16 protein-coding genes and 1 pseudogene are annotated in these 23,172 nt (G+C 55.2%); 10 read left to right on the top strand and 7 right to left on the bottom strand.

Annotation, left to right across the window (positions count from 1 at the left end; translation table 11 throughout):
- Positions 1–10 precede the first annotated feature (10 nt).
- The 4 genes from F1381_RS12900 (at position 11) to F1381_RS12885 (ending at position 10,439) form a co-directional block, all read left to right on the top strand.
- Positions 11–2,836, top strand: coding sequence for a tail fiber domain-containing protein (locus tag F1381_RS12900; RefSeq protein WP_222850437.1), 2,826 nt, complete (start codon positions 11–13; stop codon positions 2,834–2,836).
- Between the two features lie 17 nt (positions 2,837–2,853).
- On the top strand, positions 2,854–3,042 hold the full coding sequence (locus F1381_RS12895; RefSeq protein WP_151735261.1) for a hypothetical protein: 189 nt from the start codon (positions 2,854–2,856) through the stop codon (positions 3,040–3,042).
- 45 nt (positions 3,043–3,087) lie between these two features.
- A complete protein-coding gene (locus tag F1381_RS12890; RefSeq protein ID WP_151735260.1) occupies positions 3,088–9,042 on the top strand; it encodes a tail fiber domain-containing protein in 5,955 nt (1,984 codons plus the stop codon).
- Between the two features lie 1,034 nt (positions 9,043–10,076).
- Positions 10,077–10,439, top strand: coding sequence for a hypothetical protein (locus F1381_RS12885; protein WP_151735259.1), 363 nt, complete (start codon positions 10,077–10,079; stop codon positions 10,437–10,439).
- Between the two features lie 8 nt (positions 10,440–10,447).
- Here F1381_RS12885 and F1381_RS12880 read toward each other — a convergent pair whose 3' ends face one another.
- Together F1381_RS12880 and F1381_RS12875 are read right to left on the bottom strand one after the other, a co-directional pair.
- Positions 10,448–11,401 carry a serine hydrolase domain-containing protein gene (locus F1381_RS12880; protein WP_151735258.1) on the bottom strand — a complete coding sequence of 318 codons (954 nt, stop codon included), beginning with the start codon at positions 11,399–11,401 and terminating at the stop codon, positions 10,448–10,450.
- 121 nt (positions 11,402–11,522) lie between these two features.
- Positions 11,523–12,428 carry a helix-turn-helix transcriptional regulator gene (locus tag F1381_RS12875; protein ID WP_246188009.1) on the bottom strand — a complete coding sequence of 302 codons (906 nt, stop codon included), beginning with the start codon at positions 12,426–12,428 and terminating at the stop codon, positions 11,523–11,525.
- Between the two features lie 48 nt (positions 12,429–12,476).
- On the opposite strand from F1381_RS12875, the gene F1381_RS12870 reads away from it, so the two are divergent.
- The 6 genes and pseudogenes from F1381_RS12870 to F1381_RS12850 all read left to right on the top strand — a co-directional run bounded on the left by F1381_RS12870 (position 12,477) and on the right by F1381_RS12850 (position 17,215).
- Positions 12,477–14,519, top strand: a complete 2,043-nt coding sequence (locus F1381_RS12870; protein WP_151735257.1) for a carbohydrate-binding protein — start codon at positions 12,477–12,479, stop codon at positions 14,517–14,519.
- A gap of 174 nt (positions 14,520–14,693) precedes the next feature.
- Complete coding sequence (locus F1381_RS12865) at positions 14,694–15,242, top strand: polymer-forming cytoskeletal protein (RefSeq protein ID WP_151735256.1); 549 nt, start codon at positions 14,694–14,696, stop codon at positions 15,240–15,242.
- A gap of 254 nt (positions 15,243–15,496) precedes the next feature.
- Positions 15,497–15,673: pseudogene (locus tag F1381_RS29275) on the top strand (SDR family NAD(P)-dependent oxidoreductase); the annotation flags it as partial.
- The gene (locus tag F1381_RS12860; protein WP_222850441.1) at positions 15,613–15,906 is read left to right on the top strand and encodes an SDR family oxidoreductase; all 294 of its coding nucleotides are present in this window, start codon (positions 15,613–15,615) and stop codon (positions 15,904–15,906) included. The pseudogene F1381_RS29275 and the gene F1381_RS12860, both read left to right, overlap by 61 nt.
- 58 nt (positions 15,907–15,964) lie before the next feature.
- Positions 15,965–16,519 carry a polymer-forming cytoskeletal protein gene (locus F1381_RS12855; RefSeq protein ID WP_151735255.1) on the top strand — a complete coding sequence of 185 codons (555 nt, stop codon included), beginning with the start codon at positions 15,965–15,967 and terminating at the stop codon, positions 16,517–16,519.
- A gap of 159 nt (positions 16,520–16,678) precedes the next feature.
- Positions 16,679–17,215 (top strand): hypothetical protein, encoded by a 537-nt coding sequence (locus F1381_RS12850; RefSeq protein WP_151735254.1) that lies wholly within the window; start codon positions 16,679–16,681, stop codon positions 17,213–17,215.
- A gap of 97 nt (positions 17,216–17,312) precedes the next feature.
- On the opposite strand, the gene F1381_RS12845 is transcribed toward F1381_RS12850, so the two are convergent.
- The 5 genes from F1381_RS12845 to F1381_RS12825 all read right to left on the bottom strand — a co-directional run bounded on the left by F1381_RS12845 (position 17,313) and on the right by F1381_RS12825 (position 23,065).
- The gene (locus F1381_RS12845) at positions 17,313–19,166 is read right to left on the bottom strand and encodes an ABC transporter ATP-binding protein (RefSeq protein WP_151735253.1); all 1,854 of its coding nucleotides are present in this window, start codon (positions 19,164–19,166) and stop codon (positions 17,313–17,315) included.
- Complete coding sequence (locus tag F1381_RS12840; RefSeq protein ID WP_151735252.1) at positions 19,163–20,998, bottom strand: ABC transporter ATP-binding protein; 1,836 nt, start codon at positions 20,996–20,998, stop codon at positions 19,163–19,165. The genes F1381_RS12845 and F1381_RS12840 overlap by 4 nt, the downstream gene beginning before the upstream one ends.
- Positions 20,999–21,030: 32 nt before the next feature.
- On the bottom strand, positions 21,031–22,155 hold the full coding sequence (locus F1381_RS12835) for a helix-turn-helix domain-containing protein (protein WP_151735251.1): 1,125 nt from the start codon (positions 22,153–22,155) through the stop codon (positions 21,031–21,033).
- A gap of 119 nt (positions 22,156–22,274) precedes the next feature.
- Complete coding sequence (locus F1381_RS28255) at positions 22,275–22,616, bottom strand: hypothetical protein (protein WP_187355322.1); 342 nt, start codon at positions 22,614–22,616, stop codon at positions 22,275–22,277.
- A gap of 20 nt (positions 22,617–22,636) precedes the next feature.
- A complete protein-coding gene (locus F1381_RS12825) occupies positions 22,637–23,065 on the bottom strand; it encodes a hypothetical protein (RefSeq protein ID WP_151735249.1) in 429 nt (142 codons plus the stop codon).
- Between the last annotated feature and the right edge of the window lie 107 nt (positions 23,066–23,172).

Raw genomic sequence — 23,172 nt, 5'->3', positions numbered from 1 at the left:
GTTGCAGAACATGGGAAAAGAATTCAAGAGAATGAATTATTTCGACGGGCTGTTCCTGAATGCCGCCGATTACAGCCTGGATCAGGACTTCTACCTGCGTCTGCAGCGCCTGCATAACCGCTATCTGCACACCTGGGGCATTGTCACCGGGCTGAAGGTGCAGGCGCTGCCTGGCAAGGATATGCAGGTGCAGGTGAGTGAAGGCTTGGCACTGAATCAGGTCGTACTGAACGGCGAAAGCGTCAGCCAGGAAATTCTGATCTATGAAGGACACCCGGATAATCCGGTGGATTTGTCCGAATATATGGCCAATGAAAGCATTTATATATGGGTCAGCTATAAGGAAGAAAAGTCTGAGCGGAATGTGGAACGGGGCCAGGGCGAACCGATTCATACCTGGGAGCGCGGCAGGATCAGTCACGGGACCATCCAACCGGAGGGAGCCGGGAACATCGTGCTGGCCCGTGTGGTCCCGCGCAAGGACGGCACTGACACGAAGATCGACAATGCCTGCATCTTTGACTATGACTCGGACGCCGCACGTACACCGCTGAGAATTTATGCGGGGGCGGCTGGTCGGAAGATGGTTACCGAGCAGCTGATTGTCAAAGCCAAAAGTGAAGATAACAACGGGAATATGAGTGACAATGAACAGTCTCTGGCTGCCATGCCCTCTGTATATGCACTGCAGGAAGGTAACGTGCTGGAGGTCAATGCCCGGGAGACGCATTTCACCGGCTCGCTGAACATCAAAGGCGATCTGACGCTGGAAGGCGAGCTCTACCTGCAGGGCAAGGACCAGTCCCAAAGCGAGCTGCGTATTATGAACAGCTTCGTCGAGGTCAACAGCCCCAATCCCGATGATCCGGATTATGTATTCCCCGGTCCCCGCGACGGCGGGCTGGAAGTGTACCGGGGCAGCGGCGGCACGCAGGACGCCCGGATTGTCTGGGTCGAGAGCGAGCAATGCTTCAAAGCGGGGCTTGGCACCGATCTCAAAAAAATCGCCTACGGCAACGATTGGGAGGGGCTGATCGGCCACGATTTTGCCGACAGCATGCACAAGCACGGCAAGCTTAGCTCTGCCACCGGCGCCAGCCTGGGCTACAATGCAGCCGGCAAGCTGTACAGCGATGCGGATCTGGCGCTGAAGGATGACAAAATGCTGTGGCTGAAGGCTACGGATAAGGACACTATTGACAGCACGCATGGCCTGGGGTGGTTCGGCAAGGGCAAGCTGTTCGCAGGTGCGGAGGTGGACGGTCCGGCGCTGTTCGGCGCAGCGGGCGGGGTGCTCGGGACCAGAGCGGTCGCCGCCGACGGCACGCGTACGGACAAGCCGGTACTCTCTTGGAACAGCAGCGGCAATGTGGGCATCGGTCCGAGGAAGACCCTGGAGGATTCGCTGGATGTGGATGGCAGCCTGCGCATGCTCAGCGGAAGCAATCCGATCCGCTTCACCTCCGTCTGGAGCGCTTTCCCGGACGGCAAGAACAATACCGCCGAGATCAGCAATGACACCACGTATCATAAAGCGCTGATGATCGTGGGCAATCAATCCGCGGGACAAGGAAGAAAGGTAGCGATCTGGGACCGGCTTGACGTCAACGGTATGCTCTACGTCAACGGCAGCCTTCAGGCGTCCGGGCAGATTATTCCGAGTGTGGGTAACGGCGCAGGCAACGGAATTGTATTCCCGAGCGATCCGGGCGGCGGTTCCGGCGATATGGCCTGGATAAAATACTACCGGCGCGAAGGCGAGGATTGCACGCTGGAGATCGGAACCACAAACGACAAGCTGGACCATATTTCGCTTAATGCTTCGGGCAATGTCGGCATCGGCACGCTGCTCCCTGCGGATAAGCTGGAGGTCACCGGAGGACTGCGCATTATGACCGGCTCGGGACAGAATCCGATCCGCTTCACCTCCGGGTGGTCCGGATTCGCAGGAGGGAACAAAGCTGAGATCAGCAATGATACGGGAACCTACGGGTCCCTGATGATTGTCGGCAATTCTGCAAACGGAGGAGCCCGGAAAGTTTCGATCTGGGACCGGCTGGATGTTAACACCTACCTGCAGGTGAACGGTAACGCCAGAATTACCGGAGATCTGGAAATCGACGGAGTCATTAAGACTGCGGTGCTGAATTTCGACGGAAAGCTCAAAAAGCTTGATGTGGCCGACAACTTCGACGCCATTGTGCGCTGCGCCGATTTCAAGATCGGTTATCCGGGACGCAGAGGGACGCCGGGCAGAGCGCTCGTGGACAACGGCAGCAGCCTTGTCCTGAATTACGGCAACGACTGGTCTTATGCCTCGGTGCACAGCAGCCTGGAGGTGCGCAGCGCCTTGATTCCGAGCGCGGGCAGCGGCAACAACGGCATTATCTTCCCTTCCGACCCCGGCGGCGGCAGCGGCGACTCTGCTTGGATCAAGTTCTATCCGACGAGCGGAGAGAACTGCGTGCTTGATATCGGCGTTTCAAACGACGCCGGCGACCGGATCTATCTGCATGCGAGCGGCGGAGTCTATGCCAACGGCAGCATGTATTGGTGGTCCTCCCGCGAGCTGAAGGACAACATCGCCGACCTCCCCGTAAAGGAAGCGAAAGGGCTGCTCGAAGCGCTTAATCCGGTATCGTTCAAATACAAGGACGGGACGAAGGAGCGGACACTCGGCTTTATTGCCGAAGAGGTTCCTGCCATTCTGGCCGACAAGGATCAGCGTGCGGTCAGTGCGATGGATATTATCGCGGTACTGACCAGTGTGATGAAAGACCAGCAAAAAGCGATTACCCGCCTGCAAAAACAAATGGCCGCCCTGCAGGGTGCCTGATTATGGAGGAATAGACAATGAGAGAACAGATTGAAGCACGGATTGGACATTTGAAAGCAGAGCTTGAATCCGGCCGGCAAATGATGCAGGAGCTCGATGAGAAACGCACCGGATTAAGCTATACCTTAATGCGCATCAGCGGCGCGGTACAGGTGCTGGAGGAACTGATTGCCGCAGGTGAAGAGGAAGCCGTGCTTCCCCAGTAACCAGGCGTTCATTGGCTATTTGAAAAGCCGGGAGGAGTGGAACTAGTGCCAAACGATATCAAACGGATGAATTACTTCAACGGGCTGCTGCTGAAGGAGGAAGATCTGAAGCTGGACCAGAGCTATCATCAGCGGCTGCAGCGGCTGCATAACAGGTACTTTCATGATTGGGGAGTCGTCGCCGGACTGAAAGTTGAGCCGTCGGAAAAAGACCCGACCAAGGTAACCATCGCGCCGGGGATTGCCATTAACCGGGTGCTGGATCCCGAGAACAATGAGGAGATCGGCCAGGAAATTGTCGTTGGCGCCGATCATCCCAGCCTGCATCTGGATTTGGCTGGCTACAGTACCTCGGACCAGATTTATATCACCGTCAGTTACAGCGAGCTGTTGACGGATACAGATGCTGACAAAGGCGGAACGAATAACATCCATGTATGGGAATATCCGGTGATCAAGACGAGCTCCAAGAAACCGGAGGAGCCCAGCAAGGATATCCTAATCGCCCGTGTAGTGCTGACGCACCGCCAGGATGGCACGATGGCCGTCGAGAATACCTATACCACGGATGTTGACGGTTCCCCCCTGGTCAGAAAAGCTGTAGGCGGTGCTACACTGCAGGCCGGCAAGCTGATCATCGGCAAGGAGGCGGGCCCGTCCCAGCCTTACTTCAGCTCTTCCGAGACCGGCATTGGCGATGATACTTCCACGCTGTATATCCATGCCGAGAAAAGCGAATTTACCGGGCCTGTCCATACCGCGGCGCTCACGGTAAGCGGCCAGCTTGAGGTGGACGGCTCCTTCGCCGTGACGGCGGGCGGCGAGGAAACGCTCAAGGTTAGCGCGGGAGGAGATATCGAGCTGGCCGGTCCCGTCCATGTTACGGGTCCGCTCCAGGCCGCCGGCGGTCTGGATGTCTCCGGCGGGCAGGCGGTACTCGACGTGCCCCAGGTTGTGATCTCCGGCAATATGATTACGCTGAATAAGAATGACGCCGGGCCGCCAAACAGCGGCATTGAGATCAGCCGCGGGAACCGGCCGAATGCCAAGCTGGTTTGGGACGAAGATGCTGCCGCCTGGAAGATCGGAACTGAGAATCAGGCGGACCAGTCGGGCAGCGGTATGCATAAAATCGCCTACGGCGCGGATTGGGAGCGGCTGCACGGCGGGGCCAGTGCAGACGGGCTGCATAAGCATAGCGGGCTGTATGACAGTAAGGGGGCGCCGGCGCTCAGCACAGACACTGATAGCAATGTTGTGATCGAGAACAAGCTGACGGTGGACAAGACATTGATTGCGACCGGCAGCGGCCTGGAAATTAAGCGCGGCGAAACGAAGCCGAATGCCAAGCTTGCCTGGAATGAAGAAACCGGGACCTGGCAAATCGGCGCTTCGCCAGGCGAAATGACAGACATCCCGGACGGGAAGCGCTGGGAAGAACTGACGGGCGGCAGCCACAATGCGGATGACCTGCACACACACAGCCAGTTTCATAATGAAGACCGCAGCCTGCTGGCACTGGAGATCGGTGCGGATGGCAATGTCCATATTCCGCATGAGCTGATGGTCGGCGAGACGCTGACAGTGAATAAGCTGGTCGTCAAGGAAGAAGAGGTGGTCGTCCGCAAGGTAGAGCAGGAGGTTGCGGACAGCTTCCTGACAGTCAACAAGGCGGAGAATGAGGCAGCGGCGGATGACAAGGGCGGCCTTGAGGTATACCGGGGAAACGGGAAGCCGAAGGCCCGGCTGGAGTGGAGTGAGAATGAACGGAAATGGCGGATCGGTGTGACAGGCAGCATGTCCGACATTCCTTACGGCAATAAGTGGGATGCGCTGACGAATGGAACGGTTGCGGATACCTCACATAAGCACAGCGTGCTTGGGACTCCTTCCGGCGGGGCAGTGCTGACCGTCAATGATCAGGGTAAGGTGACCGCCTCCGGCGATGCCGAGGTTGCCGGGAAGCTGCTGGCCGGGGGAGAGGCCGAGCTGCAGGGCAATCTGAAGGTAGGCGGATCGGCCACCATTGACGGCAATCTGACCGTTACCGGCTCAACCACCTTCATTAACAAGAGCGAACTGGCCGTAACCAGCAACCGGATCGAGCTTAACAAGTTCGAAGGCAGCAGCGGTTCGCTGCTGAAGCGGAGCAGCATTGAGGTCTACCGCGGTAAACAGAATCCCAGCGCCAAGCTGGTCTGGGACGAGGATGAGCTGCGCTGGAAGCTGGGCCTTGGCGATGAGTTGTCCAATATCGCCTACGGCAGCAACTGGGATGCATTAACCGGGGGTGTCTCCTCAGATGCGGATGGTCTGCACCGCCACAATTCACTCAGCGATGGAGAAGGCAATACGGCGCTGCGGACGACGGACGACGGTGATATCGAGGTTGTGAACAGCGCTGAGATCCAAGGGACGCTGACCGTGAACAACGGAGCGGATATTACGGGGGGGCTGGCCGTAGAAGGGCAGCTTACGGTGGATGGCAATCTGCTTGTCCGGGGGACCACGACAACGGTTTCCCGCGAAGATCTTGTCGTTGAAAGCAATATGATCGAGATCAACAAATTTACCGGCGGGGAGCCGCCGGTGAACGAGAGCGGAATCGAAGTCTTCAGAGGAGAATCTCAGCCGGGCGCACGGCTGGTCTGGAACGAAAGCGAACGCAAGTGGAAGGTCGGCATCGGCACCTCGCTGGAGACGATCGCCAGCGGCAGTGCCTGGGATAAGCTGACGCAGGCGGGAAATGCCGACTCCCTGCATATCCATAGCCAGCTGTATAATCCGCAGACGGATATACTGGCGCTTAGCGCCAGCGCGGAGGGCGATGTCGATATTCACCATGATCTGACCATCGGCGGCGGTGCCACCATTGCCGGAAGCCTGGAGGTCCGCGGAGCAGAGGTCAATCTCCAGTCAGACAAGCTGACCGCTGCCAGTTCAGTGATCACTCTGAACAAGGACGGTGCCGCTGCCGTATCGGCAACGGGCGGAGCGGTTGAAATCTACCGCGGCTCCGCCGGTGCAGCGGCCCAGATTGCCTGGCAGGAGGACAAGGATCAATGGAAGCTTGGCCTTGCCGGAGCCGCCGACGGGCTGGCGGTGGACACGGCGGGCAACATCAACGCCTCCGGCAGTCTGCAGGCAGCGGGCGGTGTCTTCACCGGTACCATCAGCGCGGCCGGCGCTTCCCTCACCGGCAATCTGATTGTCGGTGAAGGACTTGAAGTGCCCCAGGGGACGGAATCGGATGCCCAGATCAAATGGGTGAAGGACCGCTGGAAGCTGGGCACGGTGAACAAAACAGTGCTGAGCCTGACGCGCAGCGGCAGGATGGGCATCGGCACCGATAATCCGACCGAAGTGCTGGATGTGGCCGGCAAGGCCGTCTTCCGCACCGAGGCGGAATTCGCGGGAGCCACTTCCTTCTCCGGTAAGCTGACGGCGCATAAGGAAGCGGTCTTTGAAGATCAGGTGTCCTTCACCAAGCCGGTGAAGGCAGCCGACCTGGCGGTCAGCGGCAGCCTGGAGATTACCGGCAAGCTGCTTGCAGGCAAATTGGAAGCCTCGCGGGGGTTGGATTCAGAGGGTAAGCCGCTGGCCAATGCGTCCATCTATTGGGACAATGCGAAGCAGGCCTGGTTCTATGGAAACGGCGTTACACTGGCGGAGCTCGGATCGGGCAAAGACAGCCAGAATAAGCTGTACGATGCGGTTGGCAAGGGAATTGCTGTATTTGCCGACGCGGAAGGCAAGGTCGGCATCGGAACGAACACTCCGCTTGCGGCGCTGGATGTCAGAGTGGCGGCGGATACCACGGCATTCTCGGTTACGAAGGCTGGCAATGTAGGGGTTGGCACGGCCACGCCTGCTGCCAAGCTGGACGTAAGGGGTGAAGCGGCGGTTACCAAGCTGAACGTACAGGGTGATGCGGCAGTTACCGGTACTTTGAATGCCGCCAGCGCGGTGGTTTCCAAGGATTTGACCGTCAACGGTAATTTGACCGTCAACGGCGATGTGGTAACAGTCAACACGGCGACGCTGGAAATTGAGGATAACATCATCCGGGTCAACAAGTACAGTCCGCAGGCCACGCCGGTTGTCAAGAACGGCGGGCTGGAGGTATTCCGCGGCGGCACAGCCCCGGCGGCACAGCTGGTCTGGGACGAGAGCGCAGACCAGTGGCTGGCGGGGGCATCTGATGCGCTGAAGGCCATCGAATACAAGGGCCATACCCATCCGGAAATCGCGGGCTTAAGTGAAGTGTTCACCATTGACGCCGGCAAGGTCGGCATCGGTACAGCAGCTCCGGCGGCTACGCTGGATGTAGGCGGAACCGCGCGTATCAGCGGCAAGCTGACGGCAACGGAGGCGGCGGTCAGCAGCCTCCTGAGCGGCAAGGACGCTGCCTTCACAGGCACATTATCCGGCAAGGATATAGCTGTCTCCGGTATGCTGACAACCATGGATGCTTCTGTCACCGGCACGCTGACCGCCAAGGACAGCGCCGTCACCGGCAAGCTGACAGCCAAGGATGCCGTGATCAGCGGAAGCCTGGCCGTGGGCCAGGGACTCAGCGTGGAGCGCGGCACCGATCCGAAGGCGCAGATTCTGTGGGACGAGGCCGCTGATGAATGGCAGCTTGGCGTCGCCGGGAATATGAAGCAGCTGTCCTATAACGGGCACACGCATCAAGAACTGACTGTACTAAGCGGCGCGCTGAAGGTAGTCTCCGGCAATGTCGGCATCGGTACGGCAAATCCGGCCGTCAAGCTCGACGTCAGCGGCAATGCGGCGGTCAGCGGGAAGATCAGCGCCGCCGAAGCTGCAGTTACGGGCACCCTGACCGCGAAGGATATCAGCGCGGGAGGAACCGTTACGGCGGCCAACGCTTCAATCAGCGCGGCGCTGAGTGCGAAGGATGCGCAGGTAACCGGCAAGCTGACGGCCAAAGACGCCGTGATCAGCGGCAGTCTGGCTGTGGCCCAGGGCATCAGCGTGGAGCGCGGCACCGATCCGAAGGCGCAGATTCTGTGGGATGAAGCAGCTGATGAATGGCAGCTTGGCGTTGCCGGCAGCATGAAATCCCTATCCTACAGCGGACATACGCACCAGGAGCTCGCCGAATTAAGCGGGGCGCTGAGGATCGTGTCCGGCAATGTCGGGATCGGCACGGCCAGCCCGTCCGCCAAGCTGGACGTCGGCGGCAGCGTTGCCGTCAGCGGCAAATTGACCGCTGCCGAAGCTGCGGTCAGCAGCCTCTTATCCGGCAAGGACGCAGCATTCACCGGCGCATTATCCGCCAAGGATGCTGCGGTGACCGGAACGTTAACGGTGAAGGATGGCTCCGTGAGCGGCACATTAACAGCGCCCAATGCGGCGGTGACCGCCAAGCTGACCGCCAAGGACGTTGCCGTGAGCGGCAGTCTGGAGGTCAGCCAGGGCCTCACGGTCAGCAGAGACAGTGATCCCAAGGCCCAGCTGCTGTGGGATGAGGGGCTCGATGCCTGGCAGGCCGGCATTGCCGGCAGCCTGAAGCCGTTGGCCTACAGCGATCATACCCACGCTGAGCTGTCCAAGCTGTCCGCAGCGTTAACCGTCGATGACACAGGCAATGTGGGAATTGGCAAACCAGCAGCGGATGACTATAAGCTGGATGTCGACGGGAATATGCGGGCCAAGAACTTCGCCCAGACCTCCTCCCGCACCTTCAAAGACAACATTACGGCCTTGCCGGTCAAGAAGGCGGTCGAGCTGCTGGGCAAGCTGAAGCCGGTAACATTCAGCTACAAGGCAGATAACGGCAAGCAGCAGAATATCGGCTTCATCGCCGAGGAGGTACCGCAGATCTTCGCCACCTCTGACCAGAAATCGGTTGTGCTGATGGATATTATCGCTGTACTGACAACAGTGGTGCAGAAGCAGCAAAAAGACGCTGAGGGCATGCATAAGCAGCTCAAAGCACTGCAGTCGCAAGTTGCTGCGCTCACCGGTGCGTGAGCAGCTTCAACGCGTAACCCGCATTAATGTAGATAAAGAGCTTTCGCGCAAGGCGCGGAAGCTCTTTTATAGTAATCTTCCTGTCCGCCGAAATCAGCAGCCGTTAAATATTGAATAAAGTCACCTTCCATGACGTACAAAGATAGATATTTACGGCTCATACTTTACACAGCGTTTACCAAATCCATGAAAAAGCTTAAAAAATGAAGCAATTCTTAGCCTCAGCCGGATAAAATGAAGCGTTTACGAAATATCGGGGATATGGGCGATATACCCATTTTTATGGAATTTCAAATTTTAATAAATATGCGTTATACTTTAGTCATCACCACAGCAACAACCGAATAACAAGTAAGCACGGTTGTCAGGGTGATGAGCTCATTCCTAAATTTAGAAATGAATATAGGAAAGGAGAGGCCCCCGATGTACTGAGTTAGCGAAGCATGCTGGAATCGGCTGCAGCAGCATGAAAGGCTGGACGTGACAACGGCTTTTCGCAGACCGTGGGCATGCGGGAATCCAAGCGGACCAAGATTCAGGAAGCACCCCACTTAAGCAAGACTACTTGCGGAAGAAAGAGGCTGATTCCAATGAAAACGGTTAGCGAAGCGTACAATTAAACGGTAATCACATCAGGAGGAGCGTCAGTGAAAACGTGACTCGTGAGGATCGTGTACGCGGGAACTCACCCCATATGCTACGACATGGAGTAAGAATCTCCGAACGGGAGCGCACGGGAAAGTCTGAAATTTGAATAACATTTACCATGTCAGGGATATGGAATTGTTGCTGGAGGAAATGATTGAATTGAATAGTTATTGTAACAAATAAATCCCCGTTGCCTTAGGTAGTAAGGTAAGCGGGGATTTATGCGTTCTCCGGACATGTTACATGAGAAGTGAGATGTACCTCATAGAAATGGAATTTGTTTTCCACTAAACTGAAAGCGGTATCATACGCGAATCGGCTGACTGCCGCAGCAAGAGGGTGTAGGCGGTTGCCGGTTACACTTTAGTTCAGAAGGAGACGATTCCGTGTTGTTCCTGCGAAAAGTTCCGTTCAATGCCTGGTTGTTTGGATTGCTGGCTGCCCAGTATGCCCTGATGCATCTGTTTTCCCTGGATATTCCCGCTTCGGTTACAGAAATTGAGCTTGTGTTGTTCATTGTGTACACTGCTGCGGAAATCTTTATGTTCATCTACCGCGGCAGACGGACAGCGGGAGGAGCGGTGGACGGCATGATCCCGCTATTCTTCCTGGTGCTCTGGACGGTTTCTTTATTCTCGATGCTCCAGCGGGAGAGCTATCCTGCCGCTTTGACGGCGATTAACTCGCTGGGTGTGTTCACTGCATTCTTTATGCTGTTTGTAGAGTATATTTTTCTAATAAAAGATTGAAAGCGTTATTACGGGCAGAAGAGCAATCGCGGAGCGATGCAGCTGCGGAATACATCCGGCGGCGCCTGCTTTCTTGGCATACGCTGATCCGAGGTTAGGACAACTACCGTCTCGTGCTCAGGCACAATATAGACGAATTGCCCTCCGTATCCGCGTGCGTAGTAGTATTCCAGTGCGGCTGCACCTGCCAAAGCCTGCTCCGCTGTGTAGCTGTCACTCCGCCAGTGCCAGCCGTAACGGCCGCTCCGGGGCGGCTCGGTTCCGATAGCGGCAGCCGTTGAACGTGCGATGAGCTCGGGTGAAATGAGCTGCGCGCCATCTGCTGCCTTGCCCTTCCGCAAATACAGCTCGCCGAAGGCCAAGAGGTCGGCAGGCCGCAGGGACAGCCCGAAGCCGCCGGTATGTATGCCCTGCGGATCGGTCTGCCAAAGGTATTCCTGTATCCCGAGCGGACCGAACAGATAGAGCTCGGCGAACCGGGCGGCACTCATGCCCGAGACCTGTACGAGGATTGCGGACAACAGCTGGGATACACCGGAATTGTATTCCATTCTGGTTCCTGGCGCTTCACGGAGAGGCTGCTGCAATACATAATCGATCCAGTTCCCGGTCCGGGTCATCTTCGGAAAAGAATTAATACCGCCGAACTCGCTCCAGTTGAAGCCTGCGGACATCGTGAGCAGATGCTCCAGTGTCATATCCTGCTTGCGGCTGTCGGCGTCCTGCCGAAGCTGCGGGAAATACCCGGCGGCCTTGGCCGTTTGCGGCGGGAGCAGTCCCTGGTCCATGGCGATGCAGATCAGCGCCGAGAGAATGCTTTTGGTGCAGGAGTTGATCCTGTATAGCTCTGTTGCCGCACTCTGATCCCGGTAATGCTCGAATACCAGCGAGCCGGCATGGCTGATCAGAGCGCTGCGCAGGTTCAGCGGTGCAAGGTCTTGTGCAAGTTGATCCAGATTCATCACATTGTAACCTCCGTGTCATCCTGAGATGTACACGTATCATATCATGAACGGAATACTTGTCCCAAACCCGGACCGTCTTCAGGATGGTGCCGGGTTTATTTTATAGTGATAACAGCGTTCAATGGCGATGCTTGATCCACTGTGCCCGGAACTTTCTGGGAGGCATCCCGTAAATGGCCAGAAATGCGCGGTTGAAGGTGCGCTGACTGTCAAAGCCCGCATTGCCGCATATGCTCGTCAAGGAAGCATTGGTAGTAAGGATCAGCTTGGAAGCATATTCTGCGCGAAGCAAGGCGAGATAATTTCGGAAATTCATTTTGATATGATTAGAGAAGATACGTGAGATGTAATATTTACTGATGCAAAATTCAGCGGCCAGCGCTTCAAGTGTTAGGGGCTCGGTGAAATGTTCTGCCACAAACTCTATGATCTTGCGCGGCAGCTCCTGAACCGGAGGCTGTTGCCTTGGCTGAAGCTCCATTTGCTGCAGCAAATGGGACATAATCACGTGCAGCCAGCCCAGCTTAAGCGTAATGTCATCCTCTCTGCGGATATGCTCAAACGCATAAAGGGCATCCGGATGGATGGAGGCTTGAGGGAGACGCGGGACTAAGGGACGCACATTGCCTAGGCTGGGAATCAAGGCTCCCAGAAGCCTTGGGTGAAATATAAGGATCAGGGCCTCGGTATTCGCGGACCCGGTTCGGTGATAGCTGTGGATAATATCGGGAAAGATTACAGCAGCTTCGCCGGCATTTATGCTGTAAGCGATTCCATCAATCTCAAGAGACTGTGCTCCGGAGAAGACATAAAGGATCTCAATGGAACTATGCAGATGGGCGGGGAAGCTTAATGGTTTACCGTTGCGGATCACGCTCATCTCGCTGGACCGAATCTCATAAAACGGCGGCATGGTTTTGCGGCCTCCCGTGCAAATTTTGGCTACTATTCGATGCTTTCTGACTAATTTCATACCATGAATCATGCTATAATTCAAGCCATTAATACCAAATAATAGAATCATAGAGTGGAGTAAGGAACATCTGTAGCCATATTGAAGGAGGATATGAACATGGTTAAAAAGAATTGCTCTGCTCTGACCATCGCCTGCCTGCTAGCGGCAGCGTTGCTCACCGGAACAAGCGGCATTGCGCAGGCAGCCGTCATTAACGCTATACCGAACGCCAGCAAGACGGAAAAAAGCTATAACAACAGCTTTCTGTCAGTACCAGGGTATGCTTCGTTAGGGGTAAAGGACCGCAGCTCGTATGCAGGCACTTCTTATCACCGAAAGGTTGCGAACGGCAGGGAGTTCCTGCAGGCCATTCTGGATGCGGGCAGCGGCTCGGTTAAGGTGATCGAAGTTACAGATACGCTGAATCTGGGCTGGACGGAGCTGGCATTAACCTCGGCGGAAAAAACGAAATACAGCTTTATCAGCAAGTATCCGGACCCTGCCAACGGGTTCACCAATCCGCTGCTCAGCACTTCCGGCGTATCGAAGCTGAATATCAGCAATGTTGACGGACTGACCATCTTCTCCACTTCGGGGAAGACCATCAAGCATGCCGAACTGAAGCTGCAGGCGTCGGTGAATGATATGGTCATCCGGAATTTGAATTTTGATGAGATGTGGCAATGGGATGATTCCGGTGAGCATAAGGAGGTGGGCTGGTCCTTTATCAAAGTGAACGGGGCCAATAATGTATGGATTGACCATTGCAGGTTCTCCATTGCAGCGGACGGGCTTATTGACATGGAGAATGGATCGAGCAACGTGACCTATTCATGGAATGAGTTCGGGCTTGCGGCTGCCCAGAATCCTTCCTCCAGCAGCTCCATCTATCAGTCCATTGAATATATGGAATCGAAATATGCAGCCGGCACCCTTAACACTTCTACGAGTCTTTATTACAAAATGCGAAAGGAAGGCGCCAGCAAAAATCAGATTATGGCCTATGCGGCTTATCACTCCAAAGGGCATCTGGTTGGTTCAGGGGATAAAGATTTCACCAACTATGTCGGCTCAAACGGGGTTGAGGTCAAAGACGGCAACCAGAGGCTTCGTTTGACGATGGCCTATAACCGTTACACCAACGTCGGCTCACGCCTGCCGATGATCCGCCAGGGTGTCGGACATTTGTTCAACAACTATTTTGATAACTCCACACATCAGAGTGCAACGGATACGGTGGCTGCGATCTCTAAATATGGCGGTGACAAGTTGGCACGGGGTATGAATGCACGTAACGGCGCCTCCATCGCGGCGGATACCAACGTCTATAATAAGATCAATGAGCCGCAGCTTGGAGCCGAGCGCCAGGGAGACGACACGGGCAACATGAACGCTCCTTTTGACGTGCTGTTCAAGGATGCGGTGAATCACAGTCTGATCGTGAATTCCATGGTAACGAACAGCAGCGGAACCTCCTATACCGGGAGCAGCTGGGATAATAACGGCGTTAATTTATTCACGTCAGGTGTGAAATGGGATAACAAAGCCAGCATCGGTCAATGGGCCTGGTCTTCAGCGATTGTCGGAGTAGAGAATATGAGCAAGTCCAGTCCGCCGTCAACCCCGTTCACCTTCACTTACGGAACCAATGAACGGCTGCCCTATGCCTATACAACATTCCCGCTGTCCAGCGTAGTATCCGTGGTGAACCAGAATGCCGGGGCTGCCAAAATCACCCTCAGCGCCGCCGATTGGCTTCGCACGCAGGTTTACGACGCTTTCGGGACAACGGAGGCGGAAAGCTACACCGGCATGTCCGGCGTACAGAATGAGATTAGTACAGAGGGCGGCCAGAATGTGGGATATATCGAGAACGGCGATTATCTGGTATTCAATAATGTTAACCTTGGCGCGGGGGCCAGCGGCTTTCAGGCAAGAGTGGCCAGCGCCAACGCCGGAGGCAGCATCGAAATCCGGTTGGACAGTCCGTCAGGAACTCTGGTGGGAACGGTCCCTGTCACGGGAACCGGCGGCTGGCAGACCTGGACGACCAAGACGGCAACACTCAGCGGAGCGACCGGTACGCATAATCTGTATCTGAAATTTACGGGCGCAAGCGGATATTTGTTCAACCTCAACTGGTTCAAATTTGTACAGTAATATCATAAAATCATACCAAAGCCGGTCCGGGCAATATTCACATCGCCCGGACCGGCTTTGTTAAATTCAAGAAATAAAATGTTGTGAAAAATTTCACTATACAATCTATAAATTTTAATATATTATAAGTTTATAAAACAAATTTATAAAAAGAAATTTAGGGGGAGTAGAAAGATGAAATTTGTAAAAGTATTGATGGTGGCAGGAATTTCGGCGGCACTGCTTGCAGGCTGCGGCAATAACAACAACGCGGCGAATGAAGCTGCAAGCCCTGCACCGGCAACGGAGCAGACAGACGCCACTTCGGCGGCTTCCATCGTCAATGAAGCGGATGCTTTTGTGAAAGCTGTCAGTGCTGAAGGTACCTGGATTGTAGCTACACTGAACGATGTAACGGTTGAGCAGGAAGTAGTAGTAGCAGGCGAGTTCCATGACAAGGGCCTGGCCGAGAACGATATTTACCGTAAAATTGCCTTGTATGCGCAGGATGCAGACCACAACATTACCGCTTCCTATACGCTGACTGTTCCTAAACTGACCGTTCAAAGCGAGAACCTGCGCGTGCAGGGCGGAACGATCAAGGGCGATGTGTACGTGGAAGCAAATGGCTTCAACCTGCATGAGTCGGCCAAGATTGAAGGCAACCTGTATTTTGCCAGTGAAGAAGTGAAGACAAGCGCTGTCATCGACGGTTCCGTAAGCGGCGAAACTGCTGTGAAATAAGCAATCATACATCCCAATAGTATGTGAATAGCCCGTAGCCCACTCCTAACATGAGAGAGGGTTGCGGGCTTTTGCTGTCCACCGCTGCGTGTTCTTATACGGGAACGAACGGTGCAAATAATACTTTACCAATCGTTCTCAATATGCTATGCTGAGGAACGTAAAGAATAAGCGAGCGTAAGGTTTTATTTTTTTGATCATTCTAGAATGACTGGTCTCAAAAGAATTACTCAAACTTAAAAGGGGGCATTAACATGGGGAAATTGGCAGGTAAAGTTGCACTGATTACTGGCGGAAATAGCGGGATTGGCCTGGCTGCAGCCCGCTTGTTTGTGGCGGAAGGAGCGAAGGTGGTCATTACCGGACGAAAATTGGCGTCATTGGAAACGGCGGTGCAGCAACTCGGCGAAGGGAACGCATTGGCCGTGCAGGCGGGGCCACACGCACCCCGATCTGGAATCAGACGCCTGAAGCCTGGGAACGGTTCGCTGCCGGCATGTCCCGCTCGATTCCGCTCGGACGGCTGGGAGAAGCCGAAGAAGTCGCCCGGGCTGCATTGTTCCTTGCCTCCGACGATTCTTCTTATATTCAGGGCGCAGATATCAGTGTAGACGGAGGCGCCGGAGCCTCTCCGCTGGGGGCACCTGTTTATCATCTGGACTGATGGTTATATTATGGTATACCTCATAAATGGGAGAATTATGGAAAAGGAGAAATCATTCATGAACAAATGGATTAAACTGATGGCAATTGCGGGCGTGTCTGCCTCGTTACTGGCAGGGTGCGGCAACGGCAATAACAACGGGGCGAACGAAGCAGCCAGCCCTTCACCGGCGGTCGAACAGACGGATGCCAACTCGTCGGCTTCGATTGTCAACGAGGCGGATGCATTCATTCATGCGGTCAGCGCGGAGGGGACCTGGATTGTAGCGATAACGAGTGATGTCACGGTAGATCAGGATGTCGTGATATCCGGCGAATTCCATGACAAGGGAGCAGCCGAGAATGCGGTCTACCGCAAGCTGGCCCTTTACGCTCAGGATGCCGATCACAATATCACCGATTCCTACACACTGACTGCCCCTAAAGTCACCGTGCAGAGTGAGAATCAGCTGGTACAGGGTGGTACCATCAAGGGCGATGTAGTAGTTGAAGCCAATGGCTTTACGCTGGATAAGACGGCCACCATTGACGGCAATCTGACCTTTGCCAGTGCAGAGGCCCAGGATTCCGCTACCCTTGACGGTACAGTGACCGGCGAAACTGCCGTTCAATAACAGGAAGATTGAGTGAAGGGATGCCTGAGCAGGCATCCCTTTTTTGCATGAATGATTGGATGTACATTTTTCAGGTAACAAACTCTTCAATAAATACGGAACGCGGCGTAGTACAATGGGGAGGCCAGCTTCTAACCGGATGAATGGAGGCCATTACCGTTGCATATGAACAAAGCCATATACATACTTATTCTGATGCTCGCTATCCCGCTGGCCGGCTGCACCCGGGCAGATCAGATGAAGGCTCAGGCCCATGAGACGGAGGCTGCAGCCTCCGTTGACCAGCGGTATGCTTTACCTGACATGAAGCTGAAGCTTCCGCCAGATCTGCAGCTCGCGCGGGAAACGGACCATTATTACCTGATCCAGAATGCGGACGGAGAGGTATTCGGGGAGATATTGTCCGATGAGTATTCAGAAACCTACGATTACAGCCGGGTCAAGCCCAACCACAGCTCAATGACCGCTGAAGAACAGGTGAAGCTTCCCATTGGAGACTGCCGGCTGATTACGCTGGATGCGGACAACGGCAGTGCCGCCTCCGGGAGGACGGGAACGCATGACCAGTATTACGCTATCGTGACGGTCAAGGATGCGAAGGTTTACATCCTGAATTTTACCCGTCATAATAAGGCGCTCGAGACGAAGCAGGAATTCATCAAGATATTGGAAAGCATGGAGGTTGAAGTGTCTTGACCGGCAGGCTCCGGGTGAACGCCGGAGCAGTAAGGGTGCAGAATGTATGCTATTCGAATGTATGCAATCTGTGAGACTCCTACTCCAGCCATGGATTCTACAGCAGGGTCGTGGCGGGCGCAAGTTCTGCTGAGCCCCGGTCTTCTTGCTCCTCTGGGCGGAACTGGATCTGGTAGAGCTTCGTATATAACCCGCCGCGCTCCAGCAGCTCGGTGTGGCTGCCTTCCTCGACTATGCGTCCCTGGTCGATAACGACAATCCGGGAGGCACTGCGCACCGTGGAGAGGCGATGGGCGATGACCAGCGTCGTCCGGTTCTGCATCAGCAGATCCAGCGATTGCTGAACTATACGCTCAGATTCGTTGTCCAGCGCGGAGGTCGCTTCATCGAGCAGCAGCAGAGGGGCGCCCCGCAGGAACGCGCGGGCGATGGCCAGGCGCTGCCGCTGTCCGCCGGATAAGGTGGAGCCATGCTCCCCGATCACCGTATCCAGTCCCTGCGGAAGCTTATGGATGAACTCCTGGGCTCCGGCCAGGCGGACCGCCTCGTGAATCTGCCCGTCGTCTGCCGAATCGACGCCGAAGGCAATATTATCACGGATCGTCCCCGAGAATAAATAAGGCGTCTGCGGCACGTACGTAATCAGTGACCGGGCTTTCTCCAGCTCGTGCTGAACCGGATGGCCATAGACCGAGATCAGCCCGGCTGCCGGCTCGTATAGTCCGCAGCACAGCCGGACCAGCGTCGTCTTGCCCGCACCGCTCGGGCCGACGACGGCAACCGTCTCGCCAGGGCGGATACTCAGCTGAATTCCCGAGAACAGCGGTTCCGCCTCTTCCTGGCCGGCAGCATAGCTGAAGTAAAGATCCTTAATGCTCAAAGCATATTCCTGCCCCGGCGGGTTCACTGCTGCGGCAGAGCCGGCGGAGAGAGAGGCTTCAGATGATGAAGCCTTCTCCGGCTTCCCTTTGCCCGGCAGATCCATAACGGCGAAGACGCGGTCCCCGGCGCCCAGCGCTTCCTGTATTCCGCCCCAGGTCTGCGACATATACACAAACGGCCACTGGACTCTGCCCATCAGTATGATAAAGGCCAGGACTCCGCCGGCGGAGGTGCCGCCGTGCACTGCGGACCAGGCAATCAGCATGGCGCAGACAATCATGACCAGGTTGTTGACTAAAGCGGAGGATTGCCACAGCAGGCCGTTCAGCAGCGTTCTGTGCTGCTGCATCTTGGCCAGCTTCATCCGTTCCGACTCATACTTCTGCAGCAGCTTCTCTTCAAGCGAGAAGGAACGTACCACCTTCATGCCCTGCAGCGTCTCCTGCAGAATCCCCCGCAGTTCTCCTTCCTTGGTGTAGATGTCCGTGGACAACCGGCGCAGCCTGCGGTCAAAGAAACGGCCGCAGAGAAAGACTACCGGACCTGATCCGAGCGCGAGCAAAGCAATCCATACATCCATTCTCGCCAAATAAATGAAGGAGACGAGGCAGAGCAGCAAATTGTAACCGAGATCATAAATGACCCCGCTCAAGAGGCCCATAGCCATTCCCGCATCTTTGGTATTACGGGAGGTTAAATCCCCGGAGTGCATGGCTTGCAGCTGCGGGAAGGGCAGGCTATTCGTGCTGGCGAACAGCCTGGCCCGGAAATCCCAGGACATTTGCCCCTGGGTCATGAACCGGAAGAAGTGCTGGAGCATCAGGCAGACAATAATGATGGTGCATGCAGCCGCAGCGACAGCGGTCAGCCGGGTGAGAGAATCCATGCTGCTGCTGTTGATCGTATCAATAAAGACCTGCTGGATGGCCGCGAATCCGACATCGAACACCAGCTTGGCGGCCAGTGTCAGCACAGCGGCGCCGAGCCCGAGCTTATACGGCTTCGAATAAGGCAGCAGCCGCCGGAACATGGGCCATAAACCGTGCTTTAAGTGCGTGCTCTCTTTCATAGTGCTTCCTCCCGGAGTTCCTCTGCAGGCTGCAGCTTAGTCATACTCTCAACCATTGAATAATAATGGCCTTGGCGGGCGATTAATTCCTGATGGGTACCGGCTTCGGTGATCGTGCCTTGGCCGACATAATAAATCATATCTGCGTCCTGAATCGTCGACAATCTATGGGCGATAACCACCGTGGTCCGTCCGTGCATCAGCTTCCGCAGCGCCTGCTGGACAATCTTTTCATTATAGCTGTCGAGTGCTGCCGTAGGCTCATCTAGGAGCAGCAGCTTCGGCTGGCGGACAAAGGCCCTGGCCATCGACAGCCGCTGCCGTTCGCCGCCGGAGAGCGTAATCCCCCGTTCGCCGATGACGGTCTCATACTGCCGGGTAGTGCTCATAATAAAATCATGAATACCGGCATTCTGCGCCGCTTCCATGACTTCCTCCCGGCCGGCGGAGGGATTGCCCCAGGCAATATTATCGTAGAGCGTGCCGGAGAACAGATAAGGCTCCTGCGAGACATAGGCAAGCTGGCGGCGCCATTCCGGCAGCGGTATGGCGGCAAAGTCCTGCCCGCCGCAGCGGATCACGCCCTCATCGGGTGGATAGACCCTGAGCAGAAGCTGCAACAGCGTGCTCTTCCCGCTGCCGCTTGGCCCGGCGAAGGCGGTTACTTTGCCCGGATGGATTGCAAGCGAAATATTCTTCAGCACTTGCTCCCCGCTATAACCGAAGCCCACGCTCTTCAATTGGATATACCCCCGTGTGTATTCAGTCTCAGTTTCATTTGGAGTGGCGGAGGTCTGTGCATTTCTTGACTCTTCGCTGGCCGCAGGTTCTTCCTCCAGATCAAGCAGCTCGAACATCCGGCTGCCCTGGGCGAGCGAGGTCTGCAGCTCCGTCCACAGATTGGACAGCTTCGAGAGGGGGCCGGAAATTTGCTCAAAGCAGATCAGGAAGGCCGCGACAGCACCCACATCAAGGCTCCCCCCGATGACAAGGTATCCGCCGTAGGAGAGGACAAACAGCAGGCCGCCGAGAACCACCGTGAACGGCAAATTATAACCGATGGCCTCCAGTCGGGTAAGACGCTTATGCACCCGGAGATACTGCTGAACACGCTCCGAATACTGCCGCTGAAGCTTGGGGGCGAGCGAGAACGCGCGTACAACCTCGGCACCCTGCACCGTGTCCTGAACGAACATCTGCTGATCCGCTTCAATCTGCTGGCGCTCCTTATACAGGGAGCGCATACGGGAGCTGAAAGGAAGCATAACCAGCGGTACAAGCAGGCAGATCACCAGCGTGCCGGCGGTGAGTGCGGGCTGGAGGGATAGCAGATACATAATCAGTAAGGCAACCTGCATGACATAGCCGAACATTTCGATGGTCTTCTGGTTGATGCCGTGCTGGGCGGCGGCTGCAGAGTCGTTGATGCGGCTGATCAGGTCAGCGGAATGATAGCGGTCCAAGTTTTTGAAACTCACTTTCATCAGCTTCCCGAGCATGGATACCTGGAGTCTGGAGGTGGATTTGGCGTCGAGAGCTCCCGTTATATACATCCTAAGAAAGCTGGCCGTGGCATCCGCGATCAGGATCACAAACGCCAGGACGGTAATGGAGCTGAACAGGGACATCTCCTGCTTGGTGGCAGCATTAATAATACGCCGCAGCAGCTCCGCCAGCCCGACTTGGGTAACCGAGTTGACGAGTGAAAGGAGGCACAGCAGTACATACCAGCCCCAGTAAGGCTTAGCCAGCTTCAGCAGGCGGCGGAAGATGTGCGGTCCGGCAGCTTGGTTCATTGCGGCGTCAGCACGGTTATGCAAGGACTTTTTCAAGCAAAGGCCTCCCCATAGAATGAATATGTGCTTTACAGGTATTCTTCTTGCTCTTCCAGCATCACCTTGGCTGTCAATGCCAGCAGCTCCCGCAGTCTCCCGGTGTGAAGATGATAGTACAGGCGGTGATCCTGGCGTTTGAGCTCGATAAGATCAAGGAAGAACAGGAAGTTGGCGTGATAATTGACGGCGGCCGGCGTAATGCCGAGCGCAGCTGCAATCTCCTGTCCGTAATGCGGCCGGCTGCGCAGGAGCAACAGGAAATCGAGCCGCCGTTTATCCGAGAAGGTCTTCAGGAACAGCTCCGTCTTCTCCCGCTCGGCAACCGGACCGTAGATGCGCTCATTGTGAATGCCGAACAAGACCCAGCCGACCGGCCCGTCTTCCGTATAGGCTTTTAAAAAGTGATTATTGACCTGGGACATAAAGCTGATATGAAAAGTGGTAGGAAACTCATACAGCGTCGGCTCATTCTTGTTAATTTCGCGGATGAACCGCTCAGGGTTGGCCAGGAAGAGCTTACGGTAATGGTTAACGGCTGCTTCGGATGTCTGCCGGAGCGGCTCCTTCCAATGTGAAAAGGCATCCTTATAGAACACGCGCAGCAGCTGCAGATACCGTCCTTTGGTTTCTTCCGGATAAGCGAGACATTCCAGCAGCGGCGCTTGCGCCCCTGCCACCTCGGTATGCGGCTGTACTTTGGCGACGAGCAGACTCAGTTTGTTCAGGTCGCCTTTGACCGCTTCCCAATCGTTGCCGTCCAGCAGCTCGTCAAATTTGTCATAGTACACGCCCCAGACCATTTCCGCTACTGCTCGCTCGGCAGGCTCTTCGGCGAGAAGGTCAATCCAGCTTTCAACGGACAGCGGAGCTTGATGCCTGCAAATGTAGTAATAGAACGCATTGTCCATGGCCTTATGCAAAAAGTTATAGCCGAAGAAAAACAGCAATTCTCTGTACGCATGCGGCGACAGACTGGCTCTGGCCTGGGCGTGATAAGCGCTCGCCTGCGGGTCCAGCGTTATTTTGTAATCCTCGGCTATAGCCTCCATCTGCTCCTCGCAGGCAATCATGCCCATAGCGATGATCATTTCCATAGCCTCGTTATAGGCAAAGGAAATATTGTTCAGCAGCATTTCTTTAATCGGTATTTCCATAGCTCCTCCGATCATAATTCGAACTGAATATTAAGCTGAAACAAGTAATGTTTAATGATTACTTAATGTTAAAATACTCCATTCATCATTTTTTGTAAATAGACGATTTCACCGGGCATTTATATATCGAAATGAATACGGCCGTCTTTGGTGCTGAGGTAAGGCGCTGTGTTCTGAAGATATGCATATTCCGGGAGCCGGACCAGACAATTACGCAGGATATATTTGGCCAAGGTGTTAACATATACGTCATCGCTGCTGTTGGCGACGTAGCTTCTGCGGAGCTGCTGAAGAAGCGGCTCCCTCATGGCGGCAATAACCGGCAGAGCTGTCACTGGCGGCAGCTCCGAGAGGAGCAGCCTGAAATAAAAAACCGTCCCGGAATGCCTTGGATGATCCGCCAGATGACGGACTGCTCCATCCAGGAGAGGCTGAATCCGCTGCAGATCGTCGGGGAACACCGAAGCAATGAAGCGCAGGGCTACAAGCGAGGTCTCATAGCATTCCCCTTCGGCGCAGAACCGGCCGAAGCATGGCCATCGAGCCGGTCTGCGGTTGTATTAATCATGGATTGCAGACGCACACTGTCAGCATCCATAAGCGCAAGCAGGCGCATAATTTCAAGCTCGTAGGCATTTGCAGAGAAGAGGTGTGTCCGCGGCGTGACCCAGGTCAACGTTCGCATTTTTTTGTTCAAGACAGGTGGGACGAAATAGCGGGGGGACATCATTTTTTTGGCGGAACCGGTATGGAAGGCCGTCTTCAGGGATTGCCGGAAGGTGTTAACCGTTTGCTCACCGCTTAAGCCTTGCCAGAGTGTCCCGGCGATGCGTGCTTGCTCGTTAGTTGAAACAGGTACGCCTTTTATCATTAATTCGTTGGCTATAAGCATCATTTGATAAGGGGTCAAAAGCTATACCTCCTTGGAAACTGTTGCCCAATGGGTAAAATATACAACTTGTGTTAAAGTTCAAGATATAACAAAACGTATGCGGATTCCGGTATCCGTCAATTTCG

The organism is Paenibacillus tengchongensis (assembly GCF_008973665.1).
In the GTDB taxonomy this organism is placed as follows: Bacteria; Bacillota; Bacilli; order Paenibacillales; family Paenibacillaceae; genus Paenibacillus_AQ; species Paenibacillus_AQ tengchongensis.
The sequence above is the reverse complement of the archived record's forward strand: the minus strand, read 5'-3'. Positions and strand labels throughout refer to the sequence as shown.